The organism is Caviibacter abscessus (assembly GCF_001517835.1).
In the GTDB taxonomy this organism is placed as follows: Bacteria; Fusobacteriota; Fusobacteriia; order Fusobacteriales; family Leptotrichiaceae; genus Caviibacter; species Caviibacter abscessus.
In genome coordinates this window covers 108,074-134,501 of record NZ_LOQG01000036.1, presented here as the reverse complement: position 1 = coordinate 134,501, position 26,428 = coordinate 108,074, and the positions used below count along the sequence as shown (strand labels likewise).

25 protein-coding genes and 1 pseudogene are annotated in these 26,428 nt (G+C 27.2%); 22 read left to right on the top strand and 4 right to left on the bottom strand.

The annotated features are described in order from the left end of the window. The first annotated feature begins 26 nt into the window (after positions 1-26). The 19 genes from mgtE (AWT63_RS05130) (at position 27) to AWT63_RS05040 (ending at position 17,987) form a co-directional block, all read left to right on the top strand. Positions 27-1,394, top strand: a complete 1,368-nt coding sequence (gene mgtE, locus AWT63_RS05130; RefSeq protein ID WP_082680463.1) for a magnesium transporter — start codon at positions 27-29, stop codon at positions 1,392-1,394. Beyond that, positions 1,387-2,760, top strand: a complete 1,374-nt coding sequence (mgtE, locus tag AWT63_RS05125; protein ID WP_068268761.1) for a magnesium transporter — start codon at positions 1,387-1,389, stop codon at positions 2,758-2,760. Before mgtE (AWT63_RS05130) ends, mgtE (AWT63_RS05125) begins: the two co-directional genes overlap by 8 nt. A 145-nt stretch (positions 2,761-2,905) precedes the next feature. After that, positions 2,906-3,658 carry a 30S ribosomal protein S2 gene (gene rpsB, locus AWT63_RS05120; RefSeq protein ID WP_068268759.1) on the top strand — a complete coding sequence of 251 codons (753 nt, stop codon included), beginning with the start codon at positions 2,906-2,908 and terminating at the stop codon, positions 3,656-3,658. Further along, a complete protein-coding gene (tsf, locus tag AWT63_RS05115) occupies positions 3,658-4,563 on the top strand; it encodes a translation elongation factor Ts (RefSeq protein ID WP_231723227.1) in 906 nt (301 codons plus the stop codon). The genes rpsB and tsf overlap by 1 nt, the downstream gene beginning before the upstream one ends. A 56-nt stretch (positions 4,564-4,619) precedes the next feature. Beyond that, positions 4,620-5,333, top strand: a complete 714-nt coding sequence (gene pyrH / locus AWT63_RS05110) for a UMP kinase (protein WP_068268748.1) — start codon at positions 4,620-4,622, stop codon at positions 5,331-5,333. A gap of 9 nt (positions 5,334-5,342) precedes the next feature. Then, on the top strand, positions 5,343-5,900 hold the full coding sequence (gene frr, locus AWT63_RS05105) for a ribosome recycling factor (RefSeq protein ID WP_068268740.1): 558 nt from the start codon (positions 5,343-5,345) through the stop codon (positions 5,898-5,900). Between the two features lie 8 nt (positions 5,901-5,908). Next, on the top strand, positions 5,909-6,946 hold the full coding sequence (gene mreB, locus AWT63_RS05100; RefSeq protein ID WP_068268738.1) for a rod shape-determining protein: 1,038 nt from the start codon (positions 5,909-5,911) through the stop codon (positions 6,944-6,946). A 1-nt stretch (position 6,947) separates the two neighbouring features. After that, positions 6,948-7,376 carry a dUTP diphosphatase gene (dut, locus tag AWT63_RS05095; RefSeq protein WP_068268736.1) on the top strand — a complete coding sequence of 143 codons (429 nt, stop codon included), beginning with the start codon at positions 6,948-6,950 and terminating at the stop codon, positions 7,374-7,376. Further along, positions 7,357-8,367: an O-antigen ligase family protein gene (locus AWT63_RS05090; RefSeq protein ID WP_068268734.1), complete on the top strand. Its 1,011-nt coding sequence runs from the start codon at positions 7,357-7,359 to the stop codon at positions 8,365-8,367. The genes dut and AWT63_RS05090 overlap by 20 nt, the downstream gene beginning before the upstream one ends. Beyond that, entirely contained in the window at positions 8,360-9,271 is a 912-nt protein-coding gene (gene msrB, locus AWT63_RS05085; RefSeq protein WP_068268732.1) for a peptide-methionine (R)-S-oxide reductase MsrB, read from the top strand. Before AWT63_RS05090 ends, msrB begins: the two co-directional genes overlap by 8 nt. Before the next feature lie 59 nt (positions 9,272-9,330). Continuing rightward, entirely contained in the window at positions 9,331-9,840 is a 510-nt protein-coding gene (locus AWT63_RS05080) for a PTS sugar transporter subunit IIA (protein WP_068268731.1), read from the top strand. 82 nt (positions 9,841-9,922) lie between these two features. Beyond that, positions 9,923-11,266 (top strand): MATE family efflux transporter, encoded by a 1,344-nt coding sequence (locus AWT63_RS05075; RefSeq protein ID WP_068268795.1) that lies wholly within the window; start codon positions 9,923-9,925, stop codon positions 11,264-11,266. After that, positions 11,253-12,173: a DNA-binding protein WhiA gene (gene whiA, locus AWT63_RS05070; protein WP_068268730.1), complete on the top strand. Its 921-nt coding sequence runs from the start codon at positions 11,253-11,255 to the stop codon at positions 12,171-12,173. Before AWT63_RS05075 ends, whiA begins: the two co-directional genes overlap by 14 nt. Position 12,174: 1 nt before the next feature. Further along, positions 12,175-12,828, top strand: a complete 654-nt coding sequence (locus AWT63_RS05065) for a hypothetical protein (protein WP_068268729.1) — start codon at positions 12,175-12,177, stop codon at positions 12,826-12,828. Beyond that, positions 12,825-14,099, top strand: a complete 1,275-nt coding sequence (gene serS, locus AWT63_RS05060) for a serine--tRNA ligase (protein ID WP_068268728.1) — start codon at positions 12,825-12,827, stop codon at positions 14,097-14,099. Before AWT63_RS05065 ends, serS begins: the two co-directional genes overlap by 4 nt. Next, on the top strand, positions 14,096-14,806 hold the full coding sequence (locus AWT63_RS05055) for a GH25 family lysozyme (protein ID WP_197407533.1): 711 nt from the start codon (positions 14,096-14,098) through the stop codon (positions 14,804-14,806). Before serS ends, AWT63_RS05055 begins: the two co-directional genes overlap by 4 nt. A gap of 67 nt (positions 14,807-14,873) precedes the next feature. Beyond that, positions 14,874-15,860, top strand: a complete 987-nt coding sequence (locus tag AWT63_RS05050) for a class II fructose-bisphosphate aldolase (RefSeq protein WP_068268727.1) — start codon at positions 14,874-14,876, stop codon at positions 15,858-15,860. Positions 15,861-15,930: 70 nt separating this feature from the next. Beyond that, positions 15,931-17,529 carry a CTP synthase gene (locus tag AWT63_RS05045; RefSeq protein ID WP_068268726.1) on the top strand — a complete coding sequence of 533 codons (1,599 nt, stop codon included), beginning with the start codon at positions 15,931-15,933 and terminating at the stop codon, positions 17,527-17,529. After that, complete coding sequence (locus AWT63_RS05040) at positions 17,529-17,987, top strand: COG2426 family protein (RefSeq protein WP_068268725.1); 459 nt, start codon at positions 17,529-17,531, stop codon at positions 17,985-17,987. The genes AWT63_RS05045 and AWT63_RS05040 overlap by 1 nt, the downstream gene beginning before the upstream one ends. A gap of 67 nt (positions 17,988-18,054) precedes the next feature. Here the strand turns inward: AWT63_RS05040 and AWT63_RS05035 are convergent, their stop codons facing one another. The 3 genes from AWT63_RS05035 to AWT63_RS05025 form a co-directional block, all read right to left on the bottom strand. Continuing rightward, positions 18,055-19,059, bottom strand: a complete 1,005-nt coding sequence (locus tag AWT63_RS05035) for a hypothetical protein (RefSeq protein WP_068268724.1) — start codon at positions 19,057-19,059, stop codon at positions 18,055-18,057. Positions 19,060-19,279: 220 nt separating this feature from the next. Beyond that, the gene (locus tag AWT63_RS05030; RefSeq protein WP_068268723.1) at positions 19,280-20,320 is read right to left on the bottom strand and encodes a hypothetical protein; all 1,041 of its coding nucleotides are present in this window, start codon (positions 20,318-20,320) and stop codon (positions 19,280-19,282) included. 173 nt (positions 20,321-20,493) lie between these two features. Beyond that, positions 20,494-20,829, bottom strand: coding sequence for a hypothetical protein (locus AWT63_RS05025; RefSeq protein ID WP_068268722.1), 336 nt, complete (start codon positions 20,827-20,829; stop codon positions 20,494-20,496). Positions 20,830-21,162: 333 nt separating this feature from the next. On the opposite strand from AWT63_RS05025, the gene AWT63_RS05020 reads away from it, so the two are divergent. The 3 genes and pseudogenes from AWT63_RS05020 to AWT63_RS06345 form a co-directional block, all read left to right on the top strand. Continuing rightward, complete coding sequence (locus AWT63_RS05020; protein ID WP_068268721.1) at positions 21,163-22,191, top strand: hypothetical protein; 1,029 nt, start codon at positions 21,163-21,165, stop codon at positions 22,189-22,191. A 488-nt stretch (positions 22,192-22,679) separates the two neighbouring features. Then, positions 22,680-22,919 carry a hypothetical protein gene (locus tag AWT63_RS06350; protein WP_068268720.1) on the top strand — a complete coding sequence of 80 codons (240 nt, stop codon included), beginning with the start codon at positions 22,680-22,682 and terminating at the stop codon, positions 22,917-22,919. 572 nt (positions 22,920-23,491) lie between these two features. After that, positions 23,492-23,653: pseudogene (locus tag AWT63_RS06345) on the top strand (BsuBI/PstI family type II restriction endonuclease); the annotation flags it as partial. Positions 23,654-24,335: 682 nt separating this feature from the next. Here the strand turns inward: AWT63_RS06345 and AWT63_RS05010 are convergent. Next, positions 24,336-26,294, bottom strand: coding sequence for an alpha/beta hydrolase family protein (locus AWT63_RS05010; protein ID WP_068268719.1), 1,959 nt, complete (start codon positions 26,292-26,294; stop codon positions 24,336-24,338). Positions 26,295-26,428 lie beyond the last annotated feature (134 nt).

Sequence of the window (26,428 nt, the reverse complement as noted above, 5' to 3'; positions counted from 1 at the left end):
ACATAGTATGGGAAGTTGGTGGCAAAATGACTCATGAAGAAATAAAAGAAAGCATTGTGAAATATACTAAAAATAAAGAAAATTCTGCACTTTTAGCATTCTTAGATGAAGCTAATGAAGTTAATGTAGCGGAAGTATTGGAAAGTGAGTTCACTCCTAAAGAGATAGTGAAACTTTTTAGAAGAATAACGAAAGAAAAAGTTGCGGAAATTTTTGCATACTTCTCCCAAGATACAAAAGAAAAAGTAATTTTTTTATTTAGTGATGAAGAAATAAAGATAATATTTGAATATATGTTTACTGATGATATTTCTGAATTTTTAGATCAGTTACCAGAAGAAAGAGTAAATAAGGTATTAAGTGCTGCATCAAAACAAAGACGTACTGAAATCAATATGATTTTAAACTTTAAAGAATATTCAGCCGGTTCACTAATGAGTACTGACTATATTTCTTTATCTCCGGATATAACAGTAGATGAGGCATTAGAGATAATAAAAAAAGAAGAAAAATTAGCTGAAACAATATCATTTTGTTATGTTACAAATGAAAATAATACATTACTTGGATATATTTCTGTAAAAGCAATATTGCTTGCTCCAGAAAATACAATAATATCAGATATTATGGAACTTGACGTAATATCAGTTGATACTGATGAAGATCAAGAAGAAATAGCAAAAATATTCTCAAAGTATGATTTGATGGTTTTACCTGTTGTAAACAAACAGCATACACTAATGGGGATAATTACAATAGATGACGTTTATGATATAGTTCAAGAAGAAATAACAGAAGATTTACAAAAAATGGGAGGTATAACTCCTATTGATGGTTCATATCTTCAAATGAATGTTTTTGAAATGTTTAAAAGTAGAATAACTTGGTTATTAATACTTATGATATCTGCAACGGTTTCAGGGTGGATAATATCTAATAATATTGTTCTTATTAAGCATTTACCATCGCTTTTAATATTTATCCCTGTACTTATGGACACTGCCGGTAATGCGGGAAGTCAATCAAGTGCCATGGTTGTAAGAGGAATAGCTCTTGATAATTTAGGTATAAAAGATATGCTTTATGTAATAAAAAAAGAATTGAAAAATTCTATTATATTAGGCTTTTTACTATTTGTTGCCAATATGATACGTATATTAATATTTATGCCGAATATAGAAATTAAAATTGCTTTGTTAATTTCTATAACTATTTATATTATAGTACTTATTGCAAATTTAATAGGGGGAATATTGCCACTTATTGCTACATCATTTAAACAAGACCCGGCTTCTATGAGTTCTCCTATACTTACAACTGTTTGTGATGCAATATCGCTTACAACATATTTTGCTTTAGCAAAAGTATTTTTAGGAGGTGGACTAAATGTTTAATCCTGAAGAATATGGTAAAGAACAGTTATTTACCTTATTACCTGAACTTGTAAAAGAAAAAAAAGTTGTTGATATAAGAGAAATTTTTAATGAATATAACATAGTTGACTTAACTGATATATTTATAAATCTTGAATTTGAAGAAGCTTTGTTCATATTTAGAATTTTGCCTAAAGATAAATCAGCAGAACTTTTTACGTATATGCCAAAAGATTATCAAAAAAGATTAATTGAAAAGTTAACATCTAAAGAAATAAAAAGCATGGTTGATAACATGTTTAGTGATGATATAGTAGAATTTTTAGAAGAAATGCCTGCAAATGTAATAAAACATATATTGCAAAGTATATCGCCTTCACAAAGATCAGAAATTAATACATTACTTAGTTATGGTGAAAACTCTGCTGGTTATGTTATGAGTACCGACTTTATAGAATTGACTACAAAAGATACTGTAGAAACTGCTATAAAAAAGATAAAAGCTAAAGCAAACTTTGTTGAAACTATTAATTCATGTTTTGTAATTGATGAAAAAAGAATATTGGTAGGAGTTGTTGATTTAAGAGATATAATAGTATCTAAAAATAATAAATTAATATCTGATATCATGGACACAGATATGCACTATGTATATACGGATACTGATCAGGAAGAAGTTGCAAATATAATATCAAAATATGATATTACAGCGATGCCGGTTTTAAATAATGAAAACAGACTTATAGGTATAATAACAGCAGATGATGTTTTAGATATCTTAGAAGAAGAAGCAACTGAGGATATACATAAAATGAGTGGGATTACGCCAACAGGAGGTTCTTATTTAAATACTAGTGTTGAAGAAATGGTTAGATCAAGAATTTATTGGCTTTTAATACTTATGATTTCAGCGACTTTTACAGGTTATATACTTCAATATTTTGAAGATAAGTTAAGTGCTGTTGCAGTATTATCAGCATCAATTCCTATAATAATGTCAACGGCAGGTAATGCAGGAGGACAAAGTTCAACTATGGTTATACGTGGAATTTCAATTGATGGTTTAAATATAAAGGACTTGTTTATAATAGTGAAAAAAGAGCTATTAGTCGGTTTATTATGCGGGATTGTTTTATTTATCGCCAATTTTATAAGACTACAATTTCTTGCAACAATTGAAGTAAAACTTGCAACAAGTTTTGTAATAAGTTTAACAATAGCTTTATCCATAATATTTGCAAATGTTTCAGGAGGAATTTTACCTCTTATAGCAAAAAGCTTAAAATTAGATCCTGCAAGTATGGCAGCACCGTTAATAACAACAATAGTTGATGCTACCAGTTTAATTTTATACTTTGTTTTAGCAATAGGAATATTAGGGCATTAAAAATAAGGATAAAATTTGACAAATAAAGCTAATTTATGATAAAATTGTGTGAAAATTCATATTTAAACATATTTAGTGTATGGTGCCTTAACAGGTTTTGCACAGAGTTTAAATAGAAGAAAAACCAAAAAATATAGGAGGAACAATGGCTGTAATAAGCATGAAACAATTACTTGAAGTGGGAGCACACTTCGGACACCAAGCAAAGAGATGGAATCCTAAAATGAAACCATATATCTATGCTGAAAGAAATGGAATACATATTTTAGACTTACAACAAACATTAACTTCAACAGAAAGAGCTTACGAATTTGTAAGAGAAATTTCTCAAGAAGGTGGAAAAATACTATTTGTAGGTACTAAAAAGCAAGCACAAGATGCTGTAAGAGATGAAGCATTAAGATGTGGTGGATATTATGTAAATCAAAGATGGTTAGGTGGGTTATTAACTAACTTACAAACAATTAAGACAAGAGTAAAAAGATTAAAAGAATTAGAAGAAATGGACGAAAGCGGAGCATTAGACTCAGCATATACTAAAAAAGAAGCAAGTCTTCTTAGAAAAGAAATGTCTAAACTTGAAAAAAATGTTGGTGGAATTAAAGGAATGACTAAATTACCAGCTGCTCTATTTGTTGTAGACATCAAAAAAGAATTTTTAGCATTAGAAGAAGCTGCAAAATTAGGAATACCTGTAATTGCATTAATAGATACAAATGTTGATCCAGATTTAGTAACATATAGAATACCTGCAAATGACGATGCTATAAGATCAGTTAAATTATTTGCAGAAGTAATAGCTAATGGAGTTATTGAAGGTCAAGGTGGAGAAGAAGAAATCGTTCCAACAGAAGAAGCAATTATTGAAGAAAATACTGTAGAAGTTATGGGGGAATAATAATGGCAATAACAGCGGCATTAGTAAAAGAACTAAGAGAAAGAACAGGAGCAGGAATGCTTGACTGTAAAAAGGCATTAGAAGAAAATAATGCTGATATAGAAAAAGCTATTGACTGGCTTCGTGAAAAAGGAATTTCAAAAGCAGCTAAAAAATCAGGAAGAGTAGCAGCAGAAGGTTTAGTTTTCACAGCTGTTGCAGATGATCATAAAAAAGCAGCAGTTCTAGAATTTAATTCTGAAACAGATTTCGTTGCTAAAAATGATGACTTTAGAAGCTTTGGAGAATTAATAGTATCAAAAGCTTTAGAAACTGAAGTTAAAACAGTAGAAGAATTAAAAGCAATAGTAATAGATGGAAAAACAGTTGAGGCGTTATTAACAGAATTAATCGCTAAAATTGGTGAAAATATGAATATTAGAAGACTTGAAGTATTAAAATCAGAAGGATTCATAGTAGACTATGTTCATATGGGTGGTAAAATAGGAGTTCTTGTAGAATCAACAGGAGAATACAGTAATGAAAATGCTGATAAAGCTAGAGGTGTAGCAATGCACGTAGCGGCAATGGATCCTAGATTCTTATCAAAAGAAGATGTTACTCAAGAAGATTTACATAAAGAAGAAGAAATCTTAAGACACCAATTCTTAGAAGAAGCTAAAGCTAAAGGTAAAGAAGTTAAAGATGAAATGGTTGATAAGATAATTTCAGGAAAAATTAGAAAATACTATGAAGAAAATTGTCTAAACGAACAAAAATATGTAAGAGATGACAAAAAAACAGTTTCTCAATTTTTCGCACCATTACAATTAGTAGGATTTGTTAGATACAAAGTTGGAGATGGAATAGAAAAGAAAGAGGAAGATTTTGCAGCTGAAGTTGCAGCTCAACTATCAGGAAAATAAAAATAACATAAAAAGGGTTTAGATATAAACCCTTTTTTTAAAAATAAGGGGTAATTATGAAGTATAAAAGAATACTTTTAAAACTAAGTGGAGAGGCACTTGCAGGAAAAAAAGAGTTCGGTTTTGATGAAGAAGTTTTGATTAGATTTGCAAAACAAGTAAAAGAACTTCATGAAAACGGAGTACAAGTTGCAATAGTTATTGGAGGCGGAAATATTTTTAGAGGTATGTCTGGTCAAAAATACGGTGTTGACAGAGCAACAGGTGATACTATGGGAATGCTTGCAACTATTATGAATGGTTTAGCATTACAAAACTTTATAGAAAGTGTAGGTGTTTCTACAAGACTTTTAACATCTGTAAGTATGCCAGAAGTTGCAGAACCGTACATTAGAAGAAGAGCAATAAGACATCTTGAAAAAGGACGTATTGTAATATTTTCGGGTGGAACAGGAATGCCATATTTTACAACTGATTCAGGTGGAGCTATAAGAGCTATTGAAATACATGCAGATGTGCTTGCTAAAGGAACAAAAGTTGATGGTATATATGATAAAGACCCTATGAAATATCCTGATGCAACTAAATATGATGAAATTACGTTTGAAAAGGCAATAGTTGAGAATTTAAAAGTAATGGATGCTACTGCACTATCACTTTGCCGTGAAAATGATATGCCTATAATTGTTTTCAATGCTTTAGAAGATGGAAATATGTTAAAAATGGTTAAAGGTGAAAAAATCGGAACAATAGTAAAAAATGAAGAATAAGGGGTATATATGTTAGATGAAATATTAATGGAAACTGAAGAAAAAATGGAAAAAACTATTGAAAGTACAAAAGTTAGATTTTCTCATGTAAGAGCAGGTAGAGCAAATGTTGCTATGATAGACGGCATAAGTGTTGAGTATTTTGGTCAAATGACACCACTTAACCAAGTTGGTACATTATCTGCACCTGAAAGCAGATTAATAGTTATAGATCCTTGGGATAAAAGTTTAATACCTGTTATTGAAAAAGAAATTATGAAAGCTAATTTAGGATTTACTCCTTCTAATGACGGTAGAGTAATAAGACTAGTTATACCTGAATTAACAGAAGAAAGAAGAAAAGAATATGTTAAGCTTGTAAAAAAAGAAGCTGAAGAAGGTAAAATTGCAATTAGAAATATTAGAAAAGATGCAAATACAAAAGTTAAAAAATTAGAAAAAGATAGTGAAATATCTGAAGATGATTTAAAACTTGCTGAAGCGGACATACAAAAATTAACAGATAAATACGTAGCACTTATAGATGAAGTATTAAGTAAAAAGGAAAAGGAACTGTTAAGTATATAGGAGAAAACATGTTTATAACAAAAATAATAAACTTTTTTAGAGTTAATAAGAATTTAGCCATTGACTTAGGTACTTCAAATGTATTGATATACGATAAGCAAAGAAGAAGAGTAGTTTTAAATGAACCATCTGTAATAGTAAGAGATAAAAAAACGGGTCGTGTTATTGCAGTAGGAAAAGAAGCACGTGAGATGCTTGGAAAAAATCCTGAAACTATAGAAGTTATTAAACCTTTAAAAGATGGAGTAATATCTGATATTGATGCAGCAAGAGATATGCTATCTGAGTTTATAAAAAAAATATATGGTGTTTCACCTTTTAAACCTGATGTAATGTTATGTGTTCCAATAGAGGTTACAACTGTTGAAAAAAGAGCATTATTTGAATCAATGACAGAAGCAAGGAAAATATATATACTTGAAGAAGGTAGAGCAGCAGTTTTAGGTTCAGGCGTTAATATATCACTTCCTATGGGTAATATGGTAATAGATATAGGAGGAGGTTCAACAGATATAGCTGTACTTTCTTTAAATGAAATAGTAGCAAGTAAATCAATAAGAGTTGCTGGAAACAGTCTTGACGGAGCAATCGCTAAGTATGTAAAAGATAACCTTAAATTAGTAATAGGGGACAGAACAGCTGAAAAAATAAAGAAAAATCTTGCAACAGCAATAAAACTATCGGAAGATGAAAATTTAAAAATGCCTATAAAAGGTAGACATTTAAATACAAATATACCTGTAGAACTTGAAATTTCATCTAATCAGATACAAGAGGCGATAATTGATACCTTAAGATTAATCTTAGACAGTGTTAAAGAAATTTTAAGTAAATGTCCTCCTGAAATAGCAACAGACATATTAGACAATGGAATAGTTTTAACAGGTGGTGGAGCATTAATAAAAAATTTGGATAAATATATTATGGATGCTATTCATATACCTGTTCATATACCTGAAAAACCGTTAGAATCGGTTGTTGTTGGTGCAGGACTTGCGTTTGATAATAAGAATATATTAAGAACATTACTTATGAGGGAAATTTAAGATGAATATAAAAATAATAAGAGAAAATGCAACAATTCCTACTTATGGAACAATTCATGCAGCAGGAGCTGATTTATACGCTTGTTTAGATGAAATAGTAACTATAAAATCAGGGGAAACAAAAATGGTTTATACAGGTATATGTATGGAAATCCCTGAAGGTTTAGTAGGCTTAGTTTATGCAAGAAGCGGCATGGCTGTAAAGCAAGGTGTAGCACCTGCAAATAAAGTTGGAGTTATTGATAGTGATTATAGAGGTGAAATAATGGTTGCATTACACAACCATTCAAATGTTGATGTTACAGTAGAAAATGGTCAAAGAATAGCACAAATAGTATTTACACCTTATGTAAAAGAAAATTTCAATGTTGTTGATGAACTAAGCGATACAAAACGTGGAGATGGCGGATTTGGAAGCACGGGAAGATAAAGTTTTATTAACTCTTATTTATTTTCAGGCACTATTGCTTGGAATTTCGTATAAAATAGCAATATTTGAGGCAGTAATATTAGTAGTATATTTTTTATTAAAAGGATATAGGGTATCATTAAATAATAAACAAATATATGCTACATATATTTTAATTTTAAACAGCACTATTGCGTTGTATTATAAAAATTATATCGGTATTTTAATTAATACGGGCTTAATTTTCTTTTTCTTTGTATATAATTTTTATATATTATTAGATGAAAATATAAAAAGTAAAATAGAAAATATAGTATTATACAGCTCGTTAATTGTAAATTTGATATATATAATATACTTTATTATGACAAAGCAAAGAGTGGGAGCTTTTAGTTATTTTAATCCTAATTATTATGGTTCATATTTAACTTTTATAGTGATAATGTCACTTATAAAAGGGAAAAAATATTTAACTGTATCTATAATAAGTATTTTAGCAATACTTGCAACAGGATCAAGATTTTCACTAATAGCAATTTTACTTGCATTGTCAGCGTATATATTTTTTTATTTTAAAAAATACTTTGTAGTATTTTTTTCTGCACTTACTATATATTTTATAGGTGTATATAAGGGAATTTTTCCTTTTATCAGAACGGATTCAATAGAGAAATACCTTAAATTACGTATTGATATATGGTATATGGCAATTAAATTTATTAAAACAAATTGGTTATTGGGACATGGTCCCGGATATTTTTACTACATTACAAATTATGTATATGCTCATACACATAGCATATTACTAGAACCTGTACTAAGTTATGGATTACTTGGTATTATAATCTTATTGATTTTATATCTTTACAAACTAAAAATTAATAAAATTAAAGCAATAGTATTAATATTAATTTTTGTGCATGGTTTAGCGGACTACACAATTTTATGGTATCAAACGATATTAATATATATGATAGTCTTTAATTTGAGGGAGGAAATTTGTAATGGCTAAGAAAACAATTTATCTAGCAGGTGGTTGTTTTTGGGGAATGCAAGGTTATTTTAGAAGAATACAAGGTATACTTGAAACCTGTGTTGGCTATGTAAATGGCAATACTGAAATAACAAATTATGATTTAATTAAACAAACAGGGCATGCAGAAGCTTTGAAAATAGTATATGATGATGAAATGATAACACTTGGAATAATACTTACACATTTTTTCCAAGTTATAGATCCAACTATTTTAAATAGACAAGGTAATGATGTAGGTGTTCAATATAGAACAGGAATATACTACATAAAAGATGAAGATCTTGAAATGATTGAAAGAATTATGCAATATGAAAGTACAAAGCATATTAAAAAAATAGTTGTCGAAGTACAAAAAGTTAAAAATTTTGCTTTAGCTGAGCAGTATCATCAGGATTATCTTGAAAAAAATAAAGACGGTTATTGTCATATAAATATATCAAAGCCTGTTACTCCAGTTGTAGATTCAAGTTTTTATACTAAAAAAATTGAAAATTTAACTCAGTTACAATATGAGGTTACGCAAGAAAGAGCAACGGAAAAGCCGTTTAATAATGAATATAATGATGTATTTGAAAAAGGAATTTATGTTGACATTACATCAGGAGAACCATTATTTTTATCTAATAAAAAGTTTGAATCTGGTTGTGGCTGGCCTTCATTTTCAGCTCCGATTAATAACGAAGTTATACAGTATAAAACTGATAAAAGTTATGATATGATAAGAACGGAAGTTGTCAGTAAAAGAAGTAATTCTCATTTAGGGCATGTATTTGAAGAATTTAAAGGAACAAGATATTGTATAAATAGTGCTTCATTAAATTTTATACCTATTGATAAAATGAAAAAGCTAGGATATGGGTATTATATTCAGTTTTTATAATTGCACGCACTATATAAATATGGTAATATAATATATATGTATAGAAGGAGAAAATTGATATGGGATTTTTTGCAAATTTATTTTCTAAAAAGAAAGAAGAAGTAGTTACTAAAAATGTAGTAGTATCACCTATTGCAGGAAAAGTAATACCTATTAGTGAAGTACCTGATGAAACATTTGCTTCTAAGATGTTAGGAGACGGTGTAGGAATAGAACCTTTTGCATCAGGAGTAATGGTTGCACCAGCAGACGGTGTAATAAGTCAATTATTTGAAACAGGACATGCTTTTACAATTGAAACAAAGCAAGGAGTAAACATATTAGTTCACTTTGGATTAAATACTGTTGAATTAAAAGGAAAAGGGTTTGAAATAATTGCAAAAGAAGGAGATACTGTTAAAGCAGGAGATCCAATTATTAAATATGATTTAGAATTTTTAAAAGCTAATTCTCCATCAGTTATAACACCGGTAGTTATTTTAGATTCAGATGAATACACTGCTATAAAAACTTTTGAAAATCAAGAAGTTAAAGAAGCTGATCAAACAATAATTGAAGTTGAATTATAAAATAAATGGCGTACTTTTTTAGTATGCCATTAAGTTTTAGATAAGGAGTAAGAAAGTGGCACTGGGGATTACAAAGCTTGATATGGAAAGCCGAAGAAAATTAATATTAGATGGCAATGTGTGGACCACATTATTAATACTTTGCATACCGACAATTATGATGGCGGTAGTACAATCAATGATACCTTTTACAGATGGACTTTTTTTAAATAGAACTTTAGGTCCTGAAAGAACTAGTGCTATAACTTACGCTAAACCCTCAATAGATATAATGATTGGTTTATCACAAGGTCTTGGAGTTGCTGCTATGGCAATGATAGGCCAAATGGTAGGTAAAGGAGATGTTGTAAAAGTAAAAAAAATCTCTCTTCAAATACTTATTTTTTCAATAATTTGTGGAATATTTTTAATACCAGTAAGCATATTAGTGGCATATTATATGTCAACAACGGTTGCAGATATTATGAAAGCGGATGTTTTCATATATATTTGTCTGTATTCTTTTGTTATACCTTTACAATTTTTAGCAGCAATTTTTAATGCTATAAAAAATGCCGAAGGTAATCCAGAATCACCGTTTTATAGAATGATAGTCTTATTAGTGTTAAAAATACTATTTAATTTTATATTTCTAAAAATATTTAATTTTGGCATAAAAGGAGCTGTATTTGCCTCTTTTTGTGCTTATGTAGTTACAGCAATTTGGATGTATTATGACTTGTTTATAAAAAAATATTTATATACACTAGATTTAAGAGAATATAGATATGATGGTGTAATATTAACAGAAGTAATAAGATTAGGAATACCATCAATGTTTAATTTTATGATGATAAATTTAGGCTTTTTATTAATTAATATGGAAATAGAAAATTATGGTAGAGTAGTTTTAGCAGGTCTTGGAATAGCGGGGAATATAAATAGTCTTTGTTTTCAACTTCCGGCTTGTGTAAGTACAACTGTAACTACAATGATAAGTCTTAACATAGGTATAGGAAATGCAACAAAAGCAAAAAAGGTATTTAGAGTTGGAATGATAATAAGTTTAATTATTGCATTTTTAACTACTATAACAGTACTTCCTTTATCATCTATAATAACTAAAATGTTTACATCACAAAAAAATGTATTAGAAGTAGCAAATGAATCACTTAAATACTATACATATTCAATAATTCCATTTGGTATAACTATGATATGTCAAGCAGTTTTTAACGCTGTTGGTAAAACATTTATACCTTTATTTATGGGATTTTTAAGAATATGGTTATTTAGATATTTATTTATAATCTCAACACAAGTATATTTAGGATATTGTTCTGTATTTATGGGAAATTTATTTTCAAATGCTTTAGCAGCAATAGTATTTTTAGTACTTGTAAAAAAACTAAAATGGGAAACAGGTATGAAATATGGAAAAAAATAATGTTTCATATTCAATTAAATTAAAAAAAGAAATATTAAATGTGAAAAATAAAAAAGAAAATGAAGTAATGTCAGAATTATTAGGCTTATTTTTATCAAAAAATAGTTTTACTCAAGATGGTATTTATTTCAAAACAGAAATAAACTATATTGCAAGAAGGGTGTTTGAGAATTTAAAAATGATACCTAATCTTTTCTTTCAATTTAGTTATTCAAGGCATAACAAATTAGGAACACATAACGTTTATGTTATAAAAATAGAAAAGCAAAAAAATAATGAAAATATATATAATGATTTCATAGCACAACTTTTTAATCTTAAAACATATGATGTAACCAAAGCGGAAAATAAGGAGATTACATCTGGTATAATAAGAGGATATTTTTTAAGTTGTGGATATGTTAAGGATCCATTAAAAGGTTATTCATTGGATTTTTTTATAGATACAGAAGATGCTTCAACTTTTTTATATCTATTGTTTTTAAACATGGGTAAAAAAGTATTTCAAACTGAAAAGAAAAATAAAAATATTGTATATATAAGAAATTGTGAAGATATATTAGATACCATAATTTTATTAGGTGGAGTTACTTGTTTTTTTGAATATGAAGAAGTAACTATAAATAAAGAAATATCTTCTAAAATTAATAGAAATATTAATTATGAACTGGCTAATGAAACAAAAAAAATGAAAACATCTTTAGAGCAAGTAGAAATGATTAATAAAATAGATGAAACCATAGGAATAAAAACATTAAGCTATGCTTTGCAAGAAACAGCAAGAGTAAGGCTTGAAAATGAAGATATGTCTCTTGAAGAATTAGCCGGATTACTTAATATTACTAAGTCAGGTATCAGGGGAAGATTTAGAAAATTAAAAGAAATATACGAGGATATTGGTGAATAGTATGGACATGAAAGAATATGAATATAGGAATAATAAGGCAACATATTTTAGAATAAAAAAAGATATGAATGTTGAAATTATAGAACCGTCCTTTTTATTTGAATTAATATATTTTGATGAAATAAAACTTGTAGAAAAGCAATTATCTGAAATAATAATTGAAAAACCAAAAAAAATAAAAAGACAAGCCAATTTAAGCTTAGATGAGTTAAAGGATAGACTTTTTAGGGCTTTGGTAAATAAAGATAAATATCATTGTGTGAATTTGGCAAATGAGCTTATGTTAAGAGATAAAGAAGCACTATTTGATATTTTATACAAACTGTCATTTTTATCGCTTGACGAAAATAAATTAATCAAAACATATTTATTTGAATATCTTGTGAATAATGTAGGATATAAAGACTATATTTTAAAAAATTTAATAGTATATTTCACAAAATCCTGTGCAAATTATGTTGATTTTAAGAATAAAAATATTAAAAAATATTTGGAAAAAAATGTTACAAAACTATATGAGTACATATATACTAAGAATATTAATAAAGTTAAGTTGTATGAAATGGAAGTTTTGGATATAAAAGAAAATATCAAAATGAGTGTTGAAAAAGAAACAATATTTGAAAATTTGGTTAAAAGGGAGAAAATGTTATGATAGATATTAGATTTATTAGAGAAAATCCAGAAATAATAAGAAAAAGCCTTAATGCAAGAAATAGTGACTATCCTTTAGATGAACTACTTTTAATTGATAAAAACAGAAGAGATATATTAGTTGAAGTAGAATCATTAAAAAAACAAAGAAATGATGCAAGTGCTTTAATAGGAAAATATAAAAGAGAAGGCAAAGATGTTAAAGAATTACTTGATGGCATGCAATTAGTAGGTGAAAAAATAAAAGAATACGATGAACAATTAGTTAGAATTGAAGAAAGACTTAATACTTTACTTTATACTATACCTAATAAATTACATGAAAGTACACCTATAGGTAAAGATGAAGATGAAAATATTGAAATTCGTAAATGGGGAGAACCTAGAAAATTTGATTTTGAAGTAAAATCTCATGATGAATTAGGAGTAGAACTTGATATACTTGATTTTGAAAGAGGAGCAAAACTTGGAGGTTCAAGATTTACAGTATATAAAAATCAAGCAGCTAAATTAGAAAGAGCTTTAATAAACTTTATGCTTGATACCCATACATCAGAACATGGATATACTGAAATATTAACACCACAACTTGCTAAAAAAGAAATAATGATGGGTACAGGTCAACTTCCTAAATTTGAAGATGATATGTATAAAATTGAAGGTGAAGAACTATATTTAATACCTACAGCAGAAGTAACTCTAACAAATTTATATAATCAAGAAATACTTGAAGAAGAAGATTTACCTAAATATATGTGTGGATTTACGGCTTGTTTTAGAAAAGAAGCAGGTTCAGGTGGAAAAGATTTAAAAGGACTTATAAGACAACATCAATTTAACAAAGTTGAAATGGTTAAAATAGCACACCCTAAAAACTCATATGAAGAGCTTGAACATATGGTTAATTGTGCTGAAAATATTTTGAAAAAATTAGGTCTACCTTATAGAGTTATATCACTTTGTAGTGGAGATTTAGGATTTTCAGCAGCTAAAACTTATGATTTAGAAGTTTGGGTACCAAGTCAAAATAAATATAGAGAAATATCTTCATGTTCAAATACCGAAGATTTCCAAGCAAGAAGAGCAATGATAAAGTATAGAAGTAAAGATGATAAAAAGAGCTATTTTGTTCATACATTAAATGGTTCAGGTCTTGCAGTTGGAAGAACTTTACTTGCTATAATGGAAAATTATCAACAAAAAGATGGAAGTATATTAATACCTGAGGCATTAATACCTTATATGAATGGACTTAAAGAAATCAGAAAATGAAAAAAATAAAAATATTTGTTGCTTTACTAATGATTATAAACCTAATATTAATACTTGTAGAACTTGAACTTGCAGGATACATATATCATAATGATATACTTGCAAAAAAATATACGGTGCATGGAATTGACATTTCACATCATCAAACAAGAATTAATTGGAGTAAAGTTGATAAGAAATATAAGTTTGTACTTATGAAAGCTACAGAAGGTAAAGATTTTCTTGATAAAGATTTTTCATATAATTGGAATAAAGCACAATTAAACGGTTTTAAAGTTGGAGCATATCATTTCTTTTCTATGAGAAGTAGTGGTATACGCCAAGCAAATTACTATATATCAAAAGTTCCTAAAGTTAATGATAGCTTCCCTCCTATTATAGACGTTGAAGTATCATCAAGACATAAAAAGGAGCTTGTTATATCTCAATTAAAAGATATGATATCTAAACTGGAAGAACATTATGGCAAAAAGGTCATAATTTACGTTGACTATAAAGCGTATAAGTTATTTATAGAAAATGAATTAAAAGATAATCCTATATGGATAAGAGATATTAGATTTTATCCTAATATAAGTGAGGATAACAGATGGATAATTTGGCAATATTCCAATAGAGGTAGAGTTAAAGGTATAGACGGGTTTACAGATAAGAATGTTTTAAGGTATGATGATATAAATTGGTATTTAAAAGGCTTGAAAAAATAGTCTATCTTTGCTAGAATAATAATAACGAATTGTAAAAACAATTATGATATATATTAGGAGGAATAAAATGAAGTATAACTATAAAGACTTAGGTCTGGTTAATACAAGGGAAATGTTTGCAAAAGCGAATAAGGAAGGATATTCAGTACCAGCTTTCAATTTTAATAATTTAGAACAATTACAAGCTATAATTGAAGCATGTGTTGAAATGGGAGCACCTGTAATTTTACAAGTTTCACCAAGTGCTAGAAATTATATAGGAAGAGATATGATACCTTGGATTGCTAAAGCAGCAGTATCATATGTTGAAGCTTCAGGTTCAGATATACCGGTTGCATTACATTTAGATCATGGTCCAAGTTATGAAATAGCTGAAGATTGTATATTAAACGGATTCTCATCAGTAATGATAGATGCTTCAAAATATGACTATGATGAAAATGTGGCAATATCTAAAAAAGTTGCAGATTTTGCTCATAAATATGATGTAACTGTTGAAGCAGAATTAGGTGTATTAGCAGGTATAGAAGATGAAGTATCAGCAGAAGAACACATCTTTACACAACCTAGCGAAGTTGAAGATTTTGTTTCAAAAACAGGTGTTGATTCATTAGCAATAGCAATAGGAACTTCACATGGTGCATACAAATTTAAACCTGGAGATAATCCACATATAAGACTTGATATATTAAAAGAAATTGAACAAAGAATACCTGGATTCCCAATTGTATTACATGGTTCTTCATCAATTCCACAAGAATATGTAAGAATAATAAATGAAAATGGTGGAAAAATAGAAGATGCTATAGGTATACCTGATGACCAATTAAATCTAGCTTCAAAATCAGCAGTTGCTAAAATAAATGTTGATTCAGATGGTAGATTAGCATTTACAGCAGGTGTTAGAAAAGCATTCTTTGATAATCCAGCAGAATTTGACCCAAGAAAATATCTTGCTAAAGGTAAAGAATTTATGAAAAAATACTATAAAGAAAAAATAGTGGATGTTTACGGTGCAGAAGGTGCATACAAAAAGGGTACAGTAAGAAAATAAGAGAAACATAATATAAATAGAAAAGGGTCATTATTTTTATGACCCTTTATTAAATAGGAGAGGAAATAAAATGGCAAAATATGTTTTTGTTACAGGTGGAGTAGTTTCATCATTAGGTAAGGGTATAACGGCAGCATCACTTGGAAGACTTCTTAAAGAGAGAGGTTATCGTGTAACTATGCAAAAATTTGATCCATATATTAATGTTGATCCAGGAACTATGAGTCCATATCAACATGGAGAAGTTTTTGTTACAGTTGACGGTATGGAAACTGACTTGGATTTAGGACACTATGAAAGATTTATCAATGAAGAATTAACAAAATATAGTAATGTTACAAATGGTAAAATAATGTCTAGTATCATATCTAAAGAAAGAAAAGGTGACTATTTAGGAGCAACTGTTCAATATATACCTCATGTAACAGATGAGATTAAAAGAAATATCCTAAAAGCAGGAACTAAAACTGATTCTGATGTTGTAATAACTGAAATAGGTGGAACAATAGGTGATATTGAAAGTACAGCATTTATTGAAGCTATTAGACAATTTAAAAAAGATGTAGGTAGAGAAAATGTTATATACATCCATGTTTCATTATTACCATATTTAAAAGCTGCAAAAGAATTAAAAACAAAACCAACTCAACAAAGCGTTAAAATTATGCAAAGTCTTGGAATAACACCGGATATAATAGTTTTAAGAAGTGAATATAATGTACCGCAAGAAGTTAAGAAAAAAATAGCCCTATTTTGTGATGTAGATGAAAGTTCTGTAATAGAAGCATTAGATGCTGATAATATATATGAATTACCTATTATTATGGAAGATTTAGGATTAGCTGATGAAGTTTGTAAAAAACTAGGTCTTAAAAATGAAAAACCAAGTCTTGAAAAATGGAAAGAAATGGTATACAGATTTAAAAATCCTAAACGCCAAATTAATGTAGCGGTAGTAGGTAAATACGTTGAATTAAAAGATGCGTATATAAGTATACACGAATCAATAGAACATGCAGGTTATAATTATTCTACTAAAGTTAATGTAGATTATTTAAAAGCAGAAGAATTTGATTTAACCGAGTTGAAAAAATATGATGGTATATTAGTTCCAGGTGGATTTGGTGGAAGAGGAATTGAAGGTAAAGTATCTACAGTTAAGTTTGCAAGAGAAAATAATGTTCCTTTTTTAGGAATATGTCTTGGTATGCAAATGGCTACTATCGAATTTGCAAGAAATGTACTTAATTTAAAAGATGCCAGTTCAGAAGAATTTGATGAAAATACTAAAAATCCTGTAATACACTTGATGAAAGCTCAAGAAAATATTACAGATATGGGTGCAACTATGCGTCTTGGAGCTTATCCTTGTGTTTTAAAAGAAGGAAGTATTGCAAGAAAAGCATATGAACAAGAAGTAATACATGAAAGACATAGACATAGATATGAGTTTAATAATAAGTATAAGGCATTATTTGAAGATAATGGATTCATAATTTCAGGTACATCTCCTGATGAAAATTATGTTGAAGTTATTGAAATACCAAATCATCCATACTTTGTTGCAACGCAATATCATCCTGAATTTAAGAGTAGACCTAATAAACCACATCCTTTATTTAAAGCTTGGATAAAAGCAATACTTGATAAAAAGGGAATAGAAACATAATGAAATATATTTACGTTTTTTTTATATCAATGTTACCTTTGATAGAACTTAGAGGTTCTCTAATTTATTCTCAAGCAATAGGACTTCCTATTTATATATCATTTATAGTAGCAATTTTTGGGAATATATTACCGATACCTATAGTATTTCTATTTGCAAGAAAAGTATTAGAATATGGGAAAAATAAAAAATATTTGTCTAAACTGTTTACGCTATTTTTAGAAAAAGGACATAATGCAGGACAAAAATTAACAAAAAAAAGTAAATTTGGAATTTATATAGCACTACTACTTTTTGTAGGGATACCACTTCCAGGAACAGGAGCTTGGACAGGGGCATTAGCCGCAAGTATACTTGATATGGACTTTAAAAAGAGTATGATTTACATATTTTTGGGCTTAATATTAGCAGGAGTTATAATAAGTATATTAAGTGTAGTAGGTTTTAATTTAATTTAAAAGGGAACAAAAGTTCCTTTTTTTGTGCAATAAAAAAAGATTGGCATTTAAGCCAATCTAATATATATTACCATTCATATTTTATACCTGCACTAAATTTACCTGTAACTGTTGTAGTATATTTTTCAAAGTTAAATTTAATTGGAAGTTCAGATGTTGCTGTAAATGTTAATTCTTTAATAGTTTTACATTGTAATTTAACTGATGGAGTTATTGTTAATTCTCCCCAAGAATGTTTTGGACCTGAACCATTACTACCATTACTTTTTGCAACAGCTTTAAGATGAAGTTTAGGACTTAGAGTAATAGGTTCTATAGGTTTATATTTATATTCAGCATAACCTTCTGTTATTATGTTATATCCCAAGGCATTTGGTTTATTAATACTATTTAATTCAGAATCTACTTTAGCTTCTAAAATAACATTTTTTACACCTTCATATTTTACTGAAGCTTTAAGTTGTAAACTAGCCTCTGTTTTTTCATTTAAAGTTAATTTTTCACTAAATTTTAATAGTATATTTTCAAATCCTTTATATTCTACTCCAAATTCACCATAGTATTTAGCTTCATTTTTACCATTTTCAAGATTTCTCCATGTACCTATTAATGTTTCAAATTTAGTATTTTTAACTTGGTTAAATTTAGCGTTTAAATTAGCTGAAACTCCTTTTCCAGTTATTAATTTTTCAGATTCATATTTAGTATTAAATTCAAAATCTGTTTTACCTATAGCAGCATTAAATTTAGCTTCTAAATCAAATTTTCCATCAAATTTTGCAGTTCCTTTTAATGTTGGAGTTATACCTCCAATTTCATGGAATTTATATTCAGCCCAAACCTTTGAATCGCTATTTTTTACGCTTGTATTTTCGATTTTTAATTCTGTCCCAAGTTTAAGTCCTGAACCTTTTATAGCTAGTTCTCCCTTTATTTTTGATTCAAAGTCAGTATTAGATGATGAATTAGTTAATTCTTTTTTTATTGATCCTTGCACTTCAATATTACCCGTCGTTGATGCAACTGATGCTAGTGTAGTTAGTAAAGATATAAATAATATTGTTTTTTTCATTGGTTTCCCCCTACATATTCTTATAAATATTAGTAACAGTATACCCTCAAAAAAATAAAAAAATGTCTTATCTTAGAATTTCCTTAGAAACATATTTAACCTTTTTTATTTGAGGTATTTATTGGTATATTATAACGATATAAATATTAAGGTAAATATTTTAACCATATGATATTTAAGGATTTGTTTCATTTCATTTATTTAATGATAATTTAATTTTTTACCATTTAAAATTTAATCCTAGACTCCCAATACCTTTAGCATTAAGTTCATGTGTGTTTTTTCCATTTAGTTTAACAGGTTTCATTGTAAAATCTGCACCACCATTTGCAAAAATTTCTACGTTTTTATTAATTTCATACGAACAAGTAAGTTCTGGTTTAATTGAATAGTCAAGGTATATGATATTTTCTTTTAAATTTATATTTTGAGCTTTAATAGGTTTTATAAATCCTTCTTTAGCTTCTTTTTCTGTTAGTTCATTACTAAAAATCTTTATTATATAGTCTTTATCAAATTTATAGTAATTCATAGATAAAGTAACAGAGGGAATTAACTTAAATTGTTCCATATTATATGTATAAGAAACCTTAAATTTTGGATTAACTAATAATTCGTGAGTAATTCCTTTTATATAATCATCTTTTGCAATACCAAGCTTTAATCCGTAGTTCATTATCAAAAATTTAATTAAATATGCTTTATTAAGTACAAAATGATCAGTTACTTCATCTATACTAATATCCTGAGTTGATAGTCTATATTTTAAATATATCGAACTGCTTATATTCCAATTATTTATTTCATAATTTGCATATAGTTTTATACTATATTTAAAATTTTGTAAGTTACTGCGTACTTTAAAAACATTTTGATTTTTGACTATTTCTCCAGTTTTTTCAATTCTATGGTTTATATAGTAATTTAATCCAACAGATTCATAATTAAATTCTGTGTCAAATCCTATATTTATATTATCTATTTTTTGATGATAACCTAATTTAGCATACAAAGGTATTATGTAATTAACTTTCTTTTTATTTGTTTGAATTACTTTTCTTCTTGCATCTTGTTCTATTTCCCAATTTTCAAATGTAATAAATTTTTCATAAGGAAGAAACCAACTAAGAGAATTTTGAATGATTGCATTTTTTACATTTTGGTCATTAAATAGTGTGCGTAAAGGAGCTAATTGATATATACTTAAACCTTCCTCTTTAAATGACATTAAAGAATAATTATCATAATATGAAATTTTCATTTTAGGAATTTTACCTTTTTGAGCAAAATCTTTTAATTTTTTTATAACCTTATTATTTAAAAATGTATTTAATCCTTTTTCTATTTTACTTTTTTCATCAGATTCTGGTTTAGATAGAGCAAGAAGTTGTTGAGATTGTGGTGTTTTATATTTAAAAGTGGTTGTTTTTTCAGCTACAAAATATTTTGTTGTAGGTAATAATAAATCGTTTTTAATATTAAGCCTGCATAAAGTCCAGCTTCAAAATGAAATTTTGCATCTTTGTATTTATAATCTGTAAATCCACCTAATTTGATGTTTTCATTAATATAAGAAAGATTTATTCTTCCAAAAATATCTTTTTCATTATTAGAATGTAAAGAAAGTTCATAATTTGTATTAGCATCAACATATTTACCGTTGTAATTAACAATAATTTTATGTCCATTATTATAATTGTATTCAAGTTTTAAATTCTCTTTAGCTAAACATATAGTTATAAAACTAAATAATAAAAGTAATTTTTTCATTTAATTTAAATCCTTTCCTAAAATATATGAGCATAATTTTTTACGTTATATCACAAATGACTATATATGTAAATAAAATGCCTGGAAAGTACAAAAATTCAAGTTTTCAAAGTATTTTTGTTAATTTGTTTCTAAACGTGAACCAAAATGGTTAAATATATTTTTATATTTATACACTTAATGTATATAAGATTATACAAAGAGTTCTATAAAAAAAGTTAAATATCTTCTAAGGAAATTCTAAGATTTGAAATCGTTTTTTTACAAAAAAAGGTATACTTGTGCTAACAATTAGATATAGAATACAATGATAATCTAGGAGGATATTTAAAAATGAAGAAAAGTTTAATATTGTTATCAATTATCAGCACCGCACTATCATATGGTAGTGTAAAAGGGTTCGTTGAAGTAGAAGGAGCAATATCAAGTAAATTATATAAAGATTATAAATCAGAAGAAACAAAGTTAGAAACAAAATTAAAAGGTGAAATAAAAGTAGAAAATACAGGGTTTTCAGCAGGTTTAGAGATTAAATCTAATGGAAATAAAATGTCAGAGTACAATTTTTTCAAAAAAGAAGATTCAAAAGTTTGGGCTAAATATGCTTTCCCTAAATTTTACGGAATAGGAACATCATTAAAAGCAGAAACTAATTTTGATTTAAATACTAAATTTGAATTAGAAGCAAATACTAATGTATCTAATTATGATATTTTTGGTAAATTAAGTTATGGAGCTAAAAAAGTTGTAGAAAAAAATAGAAGTCTTGATGCTGAATTAGGATTTAATTATAAAGGTATAAAAGATGTTGAATTAGGTCTTAAAGCTTTAGGTGGAGTGAAGTTTGATGAAATTAAAGCACACGCAGGATTAGAATTTAATGGTAAATTAAAAACTATACCTTCAACAGAATTAAAATTACAAGTTAAAGCTGTAGAAACAGTAAAGACAGATACCACTAAACATGAAGAATTAAAAGTTGAAATTAGACCTGAAGCGAAATATACAAATATAGTAACAGTAGAAGGTAAATTAGAAGGTGTAATTGCTTATAAAAAGAATGGTAGTAATGTTCTTGAAGGAAGTGTTAAATCTTTAGTTTCAGTTTTATATGATTACAAACCTATAGAAGTTGTTACACTAACTCCTAAATTTACATTAAAAGCAGAACTTACTGATATAAAAGCTATTAACAATTCACAATGGGCTCAAGTTATTTTTGAACCTGAATTAAAGGTTGAATATAGACCAGTTATTGGATTAAAATTAGGTGCTATAGCACAAATGCCTTTAAAGGTTAAATTCCAACCACAAGTAGAAATTAACGGTAAAGGTATCTTATCAGCTAAATATGAATGGTAATATATATTAGATTGGCTTAAACGCCAATCTTTTTTTATCAATAGGGAAAATTTAAGAAAATTGAAATCAAACTATTATAATTTGTAATGGTTTGAAAATAAGAGCTAAAGGTTTTTAGAATTTTTTTAATTATTGAAAATTTTTAATAATAAAAATTTTAATCGTTTAAAATTAGATATGTTTAGAAATGATTGCTATGATCTTATAAAAATAGGTTGAATAGACAAATGCTATTGGTTATATCTAAGTCTGAAATAATGTACGATGAAATATTAAGGAGATTTATGTATTTCTAAATTAGAAGAAGCCAAGAAAAGAACATTTTAAATGAATTTAAAGTTCCACTAAAACAACAATAAGACTTATGTGGATATGTTATTTTAGCAATGGCAAATACTAAAAAGAATGATGAATGGTCGAAGCTACAAATAAATGTATAAGAATACATGATGTTATAGCTTTTATCAGAAGTTTTTACGAAGTTTCATATGCTAATAGGCAATGCATACTTTAGAAATGTAGCTTTTATTGAAGATAATTGGAAAGCAACAAACAGTCCTAGCTACGTGTATTGTTTAACTGACGAAATGTTAGTATTAATTAAAACATATAAATCAAATCAGTGGAAAAAAGAAAAAGATATTTTTTTGAAATCTCATGAAAATTTAATTTATTTATATAGTCCAAAAAAAATAATAAGAAAAATGCCAGATATTATCTCAATCTGAAAATAAAAAAGTATTGCTTATTTTTAAAATTAAGTATATAATAAAAATGTACAATATATTGTTAAATAAAAAACACTTAGAGAGCATAAAAAAGAGAGACTGCAATCTCTCTTTTTTTATATTATTTCGTATGATATAATAATAAAGCACATCTCGAAAGGAGGTGAAGCTATGCTTTCTAAGTGTGTAATACTTATAATTTTAATACTAATTTTTCTTTTATTTCCAAGAATAATATATTAGAATTATTTTAATTAAAAAGGTAGTTGCAGCGACCTTTTATATAAGATTTTAAAATTTCTTGTTAATGGAAACAAAAGGGTAATAATAGACTAGTAACACACATAATCCTAGTATTATACAGTAAAAATCTATAATAATAAACTTTATAATATAGAAATTTCACTGTAAGAAATTGAAGGAATAATTCATATGAATATAAAATTGAAGTTAATAGAATTGGTAAAGTGAGAAGATCTAAACTTTAATACTTAAGGCATAATTCAGAAAAGAAAAAACTGTATTTATTTTATTGAGGCTATAACTTCAGTAGGAATACCAGATCCAAAAAGAATAAAAAAATTGAAAACATGACAGAAAATGTTTATGCTGGGAAAATATATATAACTGCATTTTTAGACTTTAAAATATTTTCATCATCATTAGCATGGGAGATAGAAGTATGGATTAGAGATATGCCAGATAATATGATTCATTTAAATGGAGATAAATAGAAAAAAAGGCAATCATAATAAAAAGGGGCTGTTGCAAAATAAGTCCCCAAAAGGAAGCAAAAATTTAAGCTTCCTTTTTTTTACAAAAAAAGGTACAAAATCCCAACAAAACCTAGTGAAATCAAGGTTTTATGGTATAATGTACCTATGAACAACGTATTTCATTTTAAACTAAATTTAAAAATAAATCAACCTAAATTTTTCAATTTGATACATTTGGAAATTCCTAACAATGATCCTGTAGTGTATAAAAATATTTTGGAGGTGTTAGATCTAAGTTATTTAAATAAAGTATTTTATTACAAAACTAAAGTTCATCCCGTTAGACTTCTTTCTGTGCTTATCTATGCTTTTTCTAATAAAATTAATAATTTAATAAGTTATACAAACAGTTATTACTCAAAAAATTTCGAATCACTTAATGAAATATTATCTTTTTTATCAAGTTTTTGTAAAAGGATATAAAAAACGATAAAGCAAAAGATATTAGAAAAGTCAAAGCAATTCATAGAAAAGAGTTTAATGGGCTTTAATTTAAAAATACATATGCAAAAGAATAAGGATAGATGGAATAATACTGCATAAATTAAAAGAAAAAACACGTAATCTAATAGTATGATTACGAGTTTTTTTGATGAGCTAAAGCATTTTTTATGCTTGCAATAGTCCACTTTATTTTTATCTATCCATTTAAATATTTTTCAAACCAATTTGTAATATTTGTAAGTCTTGAAATTCTTGCTTTTGGTTTACCACTACGAGAAAGTTCGTGGTTTTCATCTTTAAATACAATCATTTTAGAATCAATTCCCATAACTTTAAGAGAATTAAATAATTGATATCCTTGTTCTATAGGACATCTATAATCAGCATCTGCATGTATTATTAGAGTAGGTGTTTTACAATTTTTTATATATTTAAGCGGTGAATAATTCCATAAAGTATCAAAGAAATTGTCATCTTCAAATTTTGTATTGTTTTGATCGCCTGCAAAACAGAATCCTATGTCACTTACACCATACATTGAAGTCCAGTTTGATATTGAACGTTGAGTTACAGCACATTTAAATCTATTTGTTTGTGTTATTATCCAGTTAGTCATAAATCCACCATATGATCCACCTGTAACTCCAAGATTATTTTCATCAATATTAGGATATTTTTCTAAAACAACATCTACAAATTTCATTAAATCTTGATAATCTATAGAACCATATTTTCCTCTGATATCACTGAACTCGTTTCCTCTACCATCAGAACCATGAGGGTTAGTAAACATAACAACATATCCTAAATTTACCCAAACTTGCATTTCATGATAGTATATAGTACTGTAAACAGTTTTAGGTCCTCCATGAATATCAAGTATTGCCTTATATTTTTTCGTATTATCAAAATTTTCAGGTAACATAACAAATCCTGTTATATCACTTCCATTTGAATAGAACTTTATAGCTAAAGGTGTAGCTACATATTTATTTTCAAAAATACTGTCATTAAAATTAGTTATTTTTTCAGATCCTTTATATATTTCTGCTAAATTGTTATTAACAAATGCTAAAGTATAAATATCGTTATTAATCATTGTAAATCCATCAATAGAACCGTTATAATCTGATTCAACAGTTAATTTACCATCATATTTCATAAGTTTTGCTATATTTTCATCTGTTGAGATAAATAAAAGTTTATTTGTTTCATAATCAATTTCAATGTATTTATTTGAACCCATTCTTGCATCAGAACCTGTTGTGTTTCCAAAACGTAAAGGTTCAGAAAACATAAGTTTCATTTCGTTTGTATCACGTGAAATTAAATAAGGTCTTGTGTCTTCGTTTATTCCATAAGTTTTCATATCTGAAGCTAATGTAAAGATATAGTTTTTTGTATATAATACATTAGAAAATCCAAAATCTTTTTTCTCATAAATAACTTTAGTTGTTTTAGTTAATAAGTCATATTCATATATTCCAGAATAAAAATCAAGTTTTTCTTTGAAATTAGATGAAATATATACTATTTTATTTTTATCAATATCAAACGTTGAAACATTGTCATAAACATCATTCATTATAGGTGTTAATTCATTTTGATTTTTATTAAATATGAATAAATGATGTCTTTGGTATGCTGTATAAGTTCCACCATTTTCCCAAAAAGGAATTTCTTCTATTTCAACTTTAAAATTATTTTCAGTTATGTCAGTAATTATTTGTTTTCTCTCATTAGAATTTTTTAAATAAAGATCAGGATATTTCGTATTAATAGTTGCATGAATCAAATAGTTTTCATCATCAATTCTTTTTATATTTAACACAGGTAAAGGTATGCTAAATAATTTTTTTGCTTCTCCTTGTCCTAATGTAAGTTTAAAAAATGTTGAAGTATAATCATCATCATCTTTATTTTTTCTTTTGATTATTATACTATCATCAGTTAACCAATCATTAAATGTAAAAGTGTCATTTTCAATTAAACATATACTTTGATTATCTTTATATAAATATAGATTATTTAAGTACCTATTTTCTTTTACATCTGGAGTTCTTACATTAAATGTAAACATAGTTTTTGATTTGTTAGATTTTAAGTTTGATAAGTATTTAAACTCATTCATTAATTCAATTTGTATTTTTTCCATATTTATGCTCCTTTTTTTAATTTTGTACTTCCCAATATCCATCTTTATTTGAACCTACTCTTACAATATATCCGTTATTTCTTAAATATGATATGTTATTTTGAATAGCTGTTTTCCCAATATCAATTATTTGC

Coding starts and splice junctions, on each gene's coding strand:
- AWT63_RS05040 (WP_068268725.1), top strand. CDS start 17,529: ATGAAATATATTTACGTTTTTTTTATATCAATGTTACCTTTGATAGAA.
- frr (WP_068268740.1), top strand. CDS start 5,343: ATGTTAGATGAAATATTAATGGAAACTGAAGAAAAAATGGAAAAAACT.
- AWT63_RS05035 (WP_068268724.1), bottom strand. CDS start 19,059: ATGAAAAAAACAATATTATTTATATCTTTACTAACTACACTAGCATCA.
- AWT63_RS05025 (WP_068268722.1), bottom strand. CDS start 20,829: ATGAAAAAATTACTTTTATTATTTAGTTTTATAACTATATGTTTAGCT.
- AWT63_RS05045 (WP_068268726.1), top strand. CDS start 15,931: ATGGCAAAATATGTTTTTGTTACAGGTGGAGTAGTTTCATCATTAGGT.
- AWT63_RS05010 (WP_068268719.1), bottom strand. CDS start 26,294: ATGGAAAAAATACAAATTGAATTAATGAATGAGTTTAAATACTTATCA.
- AWT63_RS05055 (WP_197407533.1), top strand. CDS start 14,096: ATGAAAAAAATAAAAATATTTGTTGCTTTACTAATGATTATAAACCTA.
- AWT63_RS05065 (WP_068268729.1), top strand. CDS start 12,175: ATGGACATGAAAGAATATGAATATAGGAATAATAAGGCAACATATTTT.
- msrB (WP_068268732.1), top strand. CDS start 8,360: ATGGCTAAGAAAACAATTTATCTAGCAGGTGGTTGTTTTTGGGGAATG.
- AWT63_RS05080 (WP_068268731.1), top strand. CDS start 9,331: ATGGGATTTTTTGCAAATTTATTTTCTAAAAAGAAAGAAGAAGTAGTT.
- AWT63_RS05050 (WP_068268727.1), top strand. CDS start 14,874: ATGAAGTATAACTATAAAGACTTAGGTCTGGTTAATACAAGGGAAATG.
- rpsB (WP_068268759.1), top strand. CDS start 2,906: ATGGCTGTAATAAGCATGAAACAATTACTTGAAGTGGGAGCACACTTC.
- dut (WP_068268736.1), top strand. CDS start 6,948: ATGAATATAAAAATAATAAGAGAAAATGCAACAATTCCTACTTATGGA.
- pyrH (WP_068268748.1), top strand. CDS start 4,620: ATGAAGTATAAAAGAATACTTTTAAAACTAAGTGGAGAGGCACTTGCA.
- AWT63_RS06350 (WP_068268720.1), top strand. CDS start 22,680: ATGCTAATAGGCAATGCATACTTTAGAAATGTAGCTTTTATTGAAGAT.
- mgtE (WP_082680463.1), top strand. CDS start 27: ATGACTCATGAAGAAATAAAAGAAAGCATTGTGAAATATACTAAAAAT.
- AWT63_RS05030 (WP_068268723.1), bottom strand. CDS start 20,320: ATGAAAATTTCATATTATGATAATTATTCTTTAATGTCATTTAAAGAG.
- AWT63_RS05020 (WP_068268721.1), top strand. CDS start 21,163: ATGAAGAAAAGTTTAATATTGTTATCAATTATCAGCACCGCACTATCA.
- AWT63_RS05075 (WP_068268795.1), top strand. CDS start 9,923: ATGGAAAGCCGAAGAAAATTAATATTAGATGGCAATGTGTGGACCACA.
- whiA (WP_068268730.1), top strand. CDS start 11,253: ATGGAAAAAAATAATGTTTCATATTCAATTAAATTAAAAAAAGAAATA.
- serS (WP_068268728.1), top strand. CDS start 12,825: ATGATAGATATTAGATTTATTAGAGAAAATCCAGAAATAATAAGAAAA.
- mreB (WP_068268738.1), top strand. CDS start 5,909: ATGTTTATAACAAAAATAATAAACTTTTTTAGAGTTAATAAGAATTTA.
- mgtE (WP_068268761.1), top strand. CDS start 1,387: ATGTTTAATCCTGAAGAATATGGTAAAGAACAGTTATTTACCTTATTA.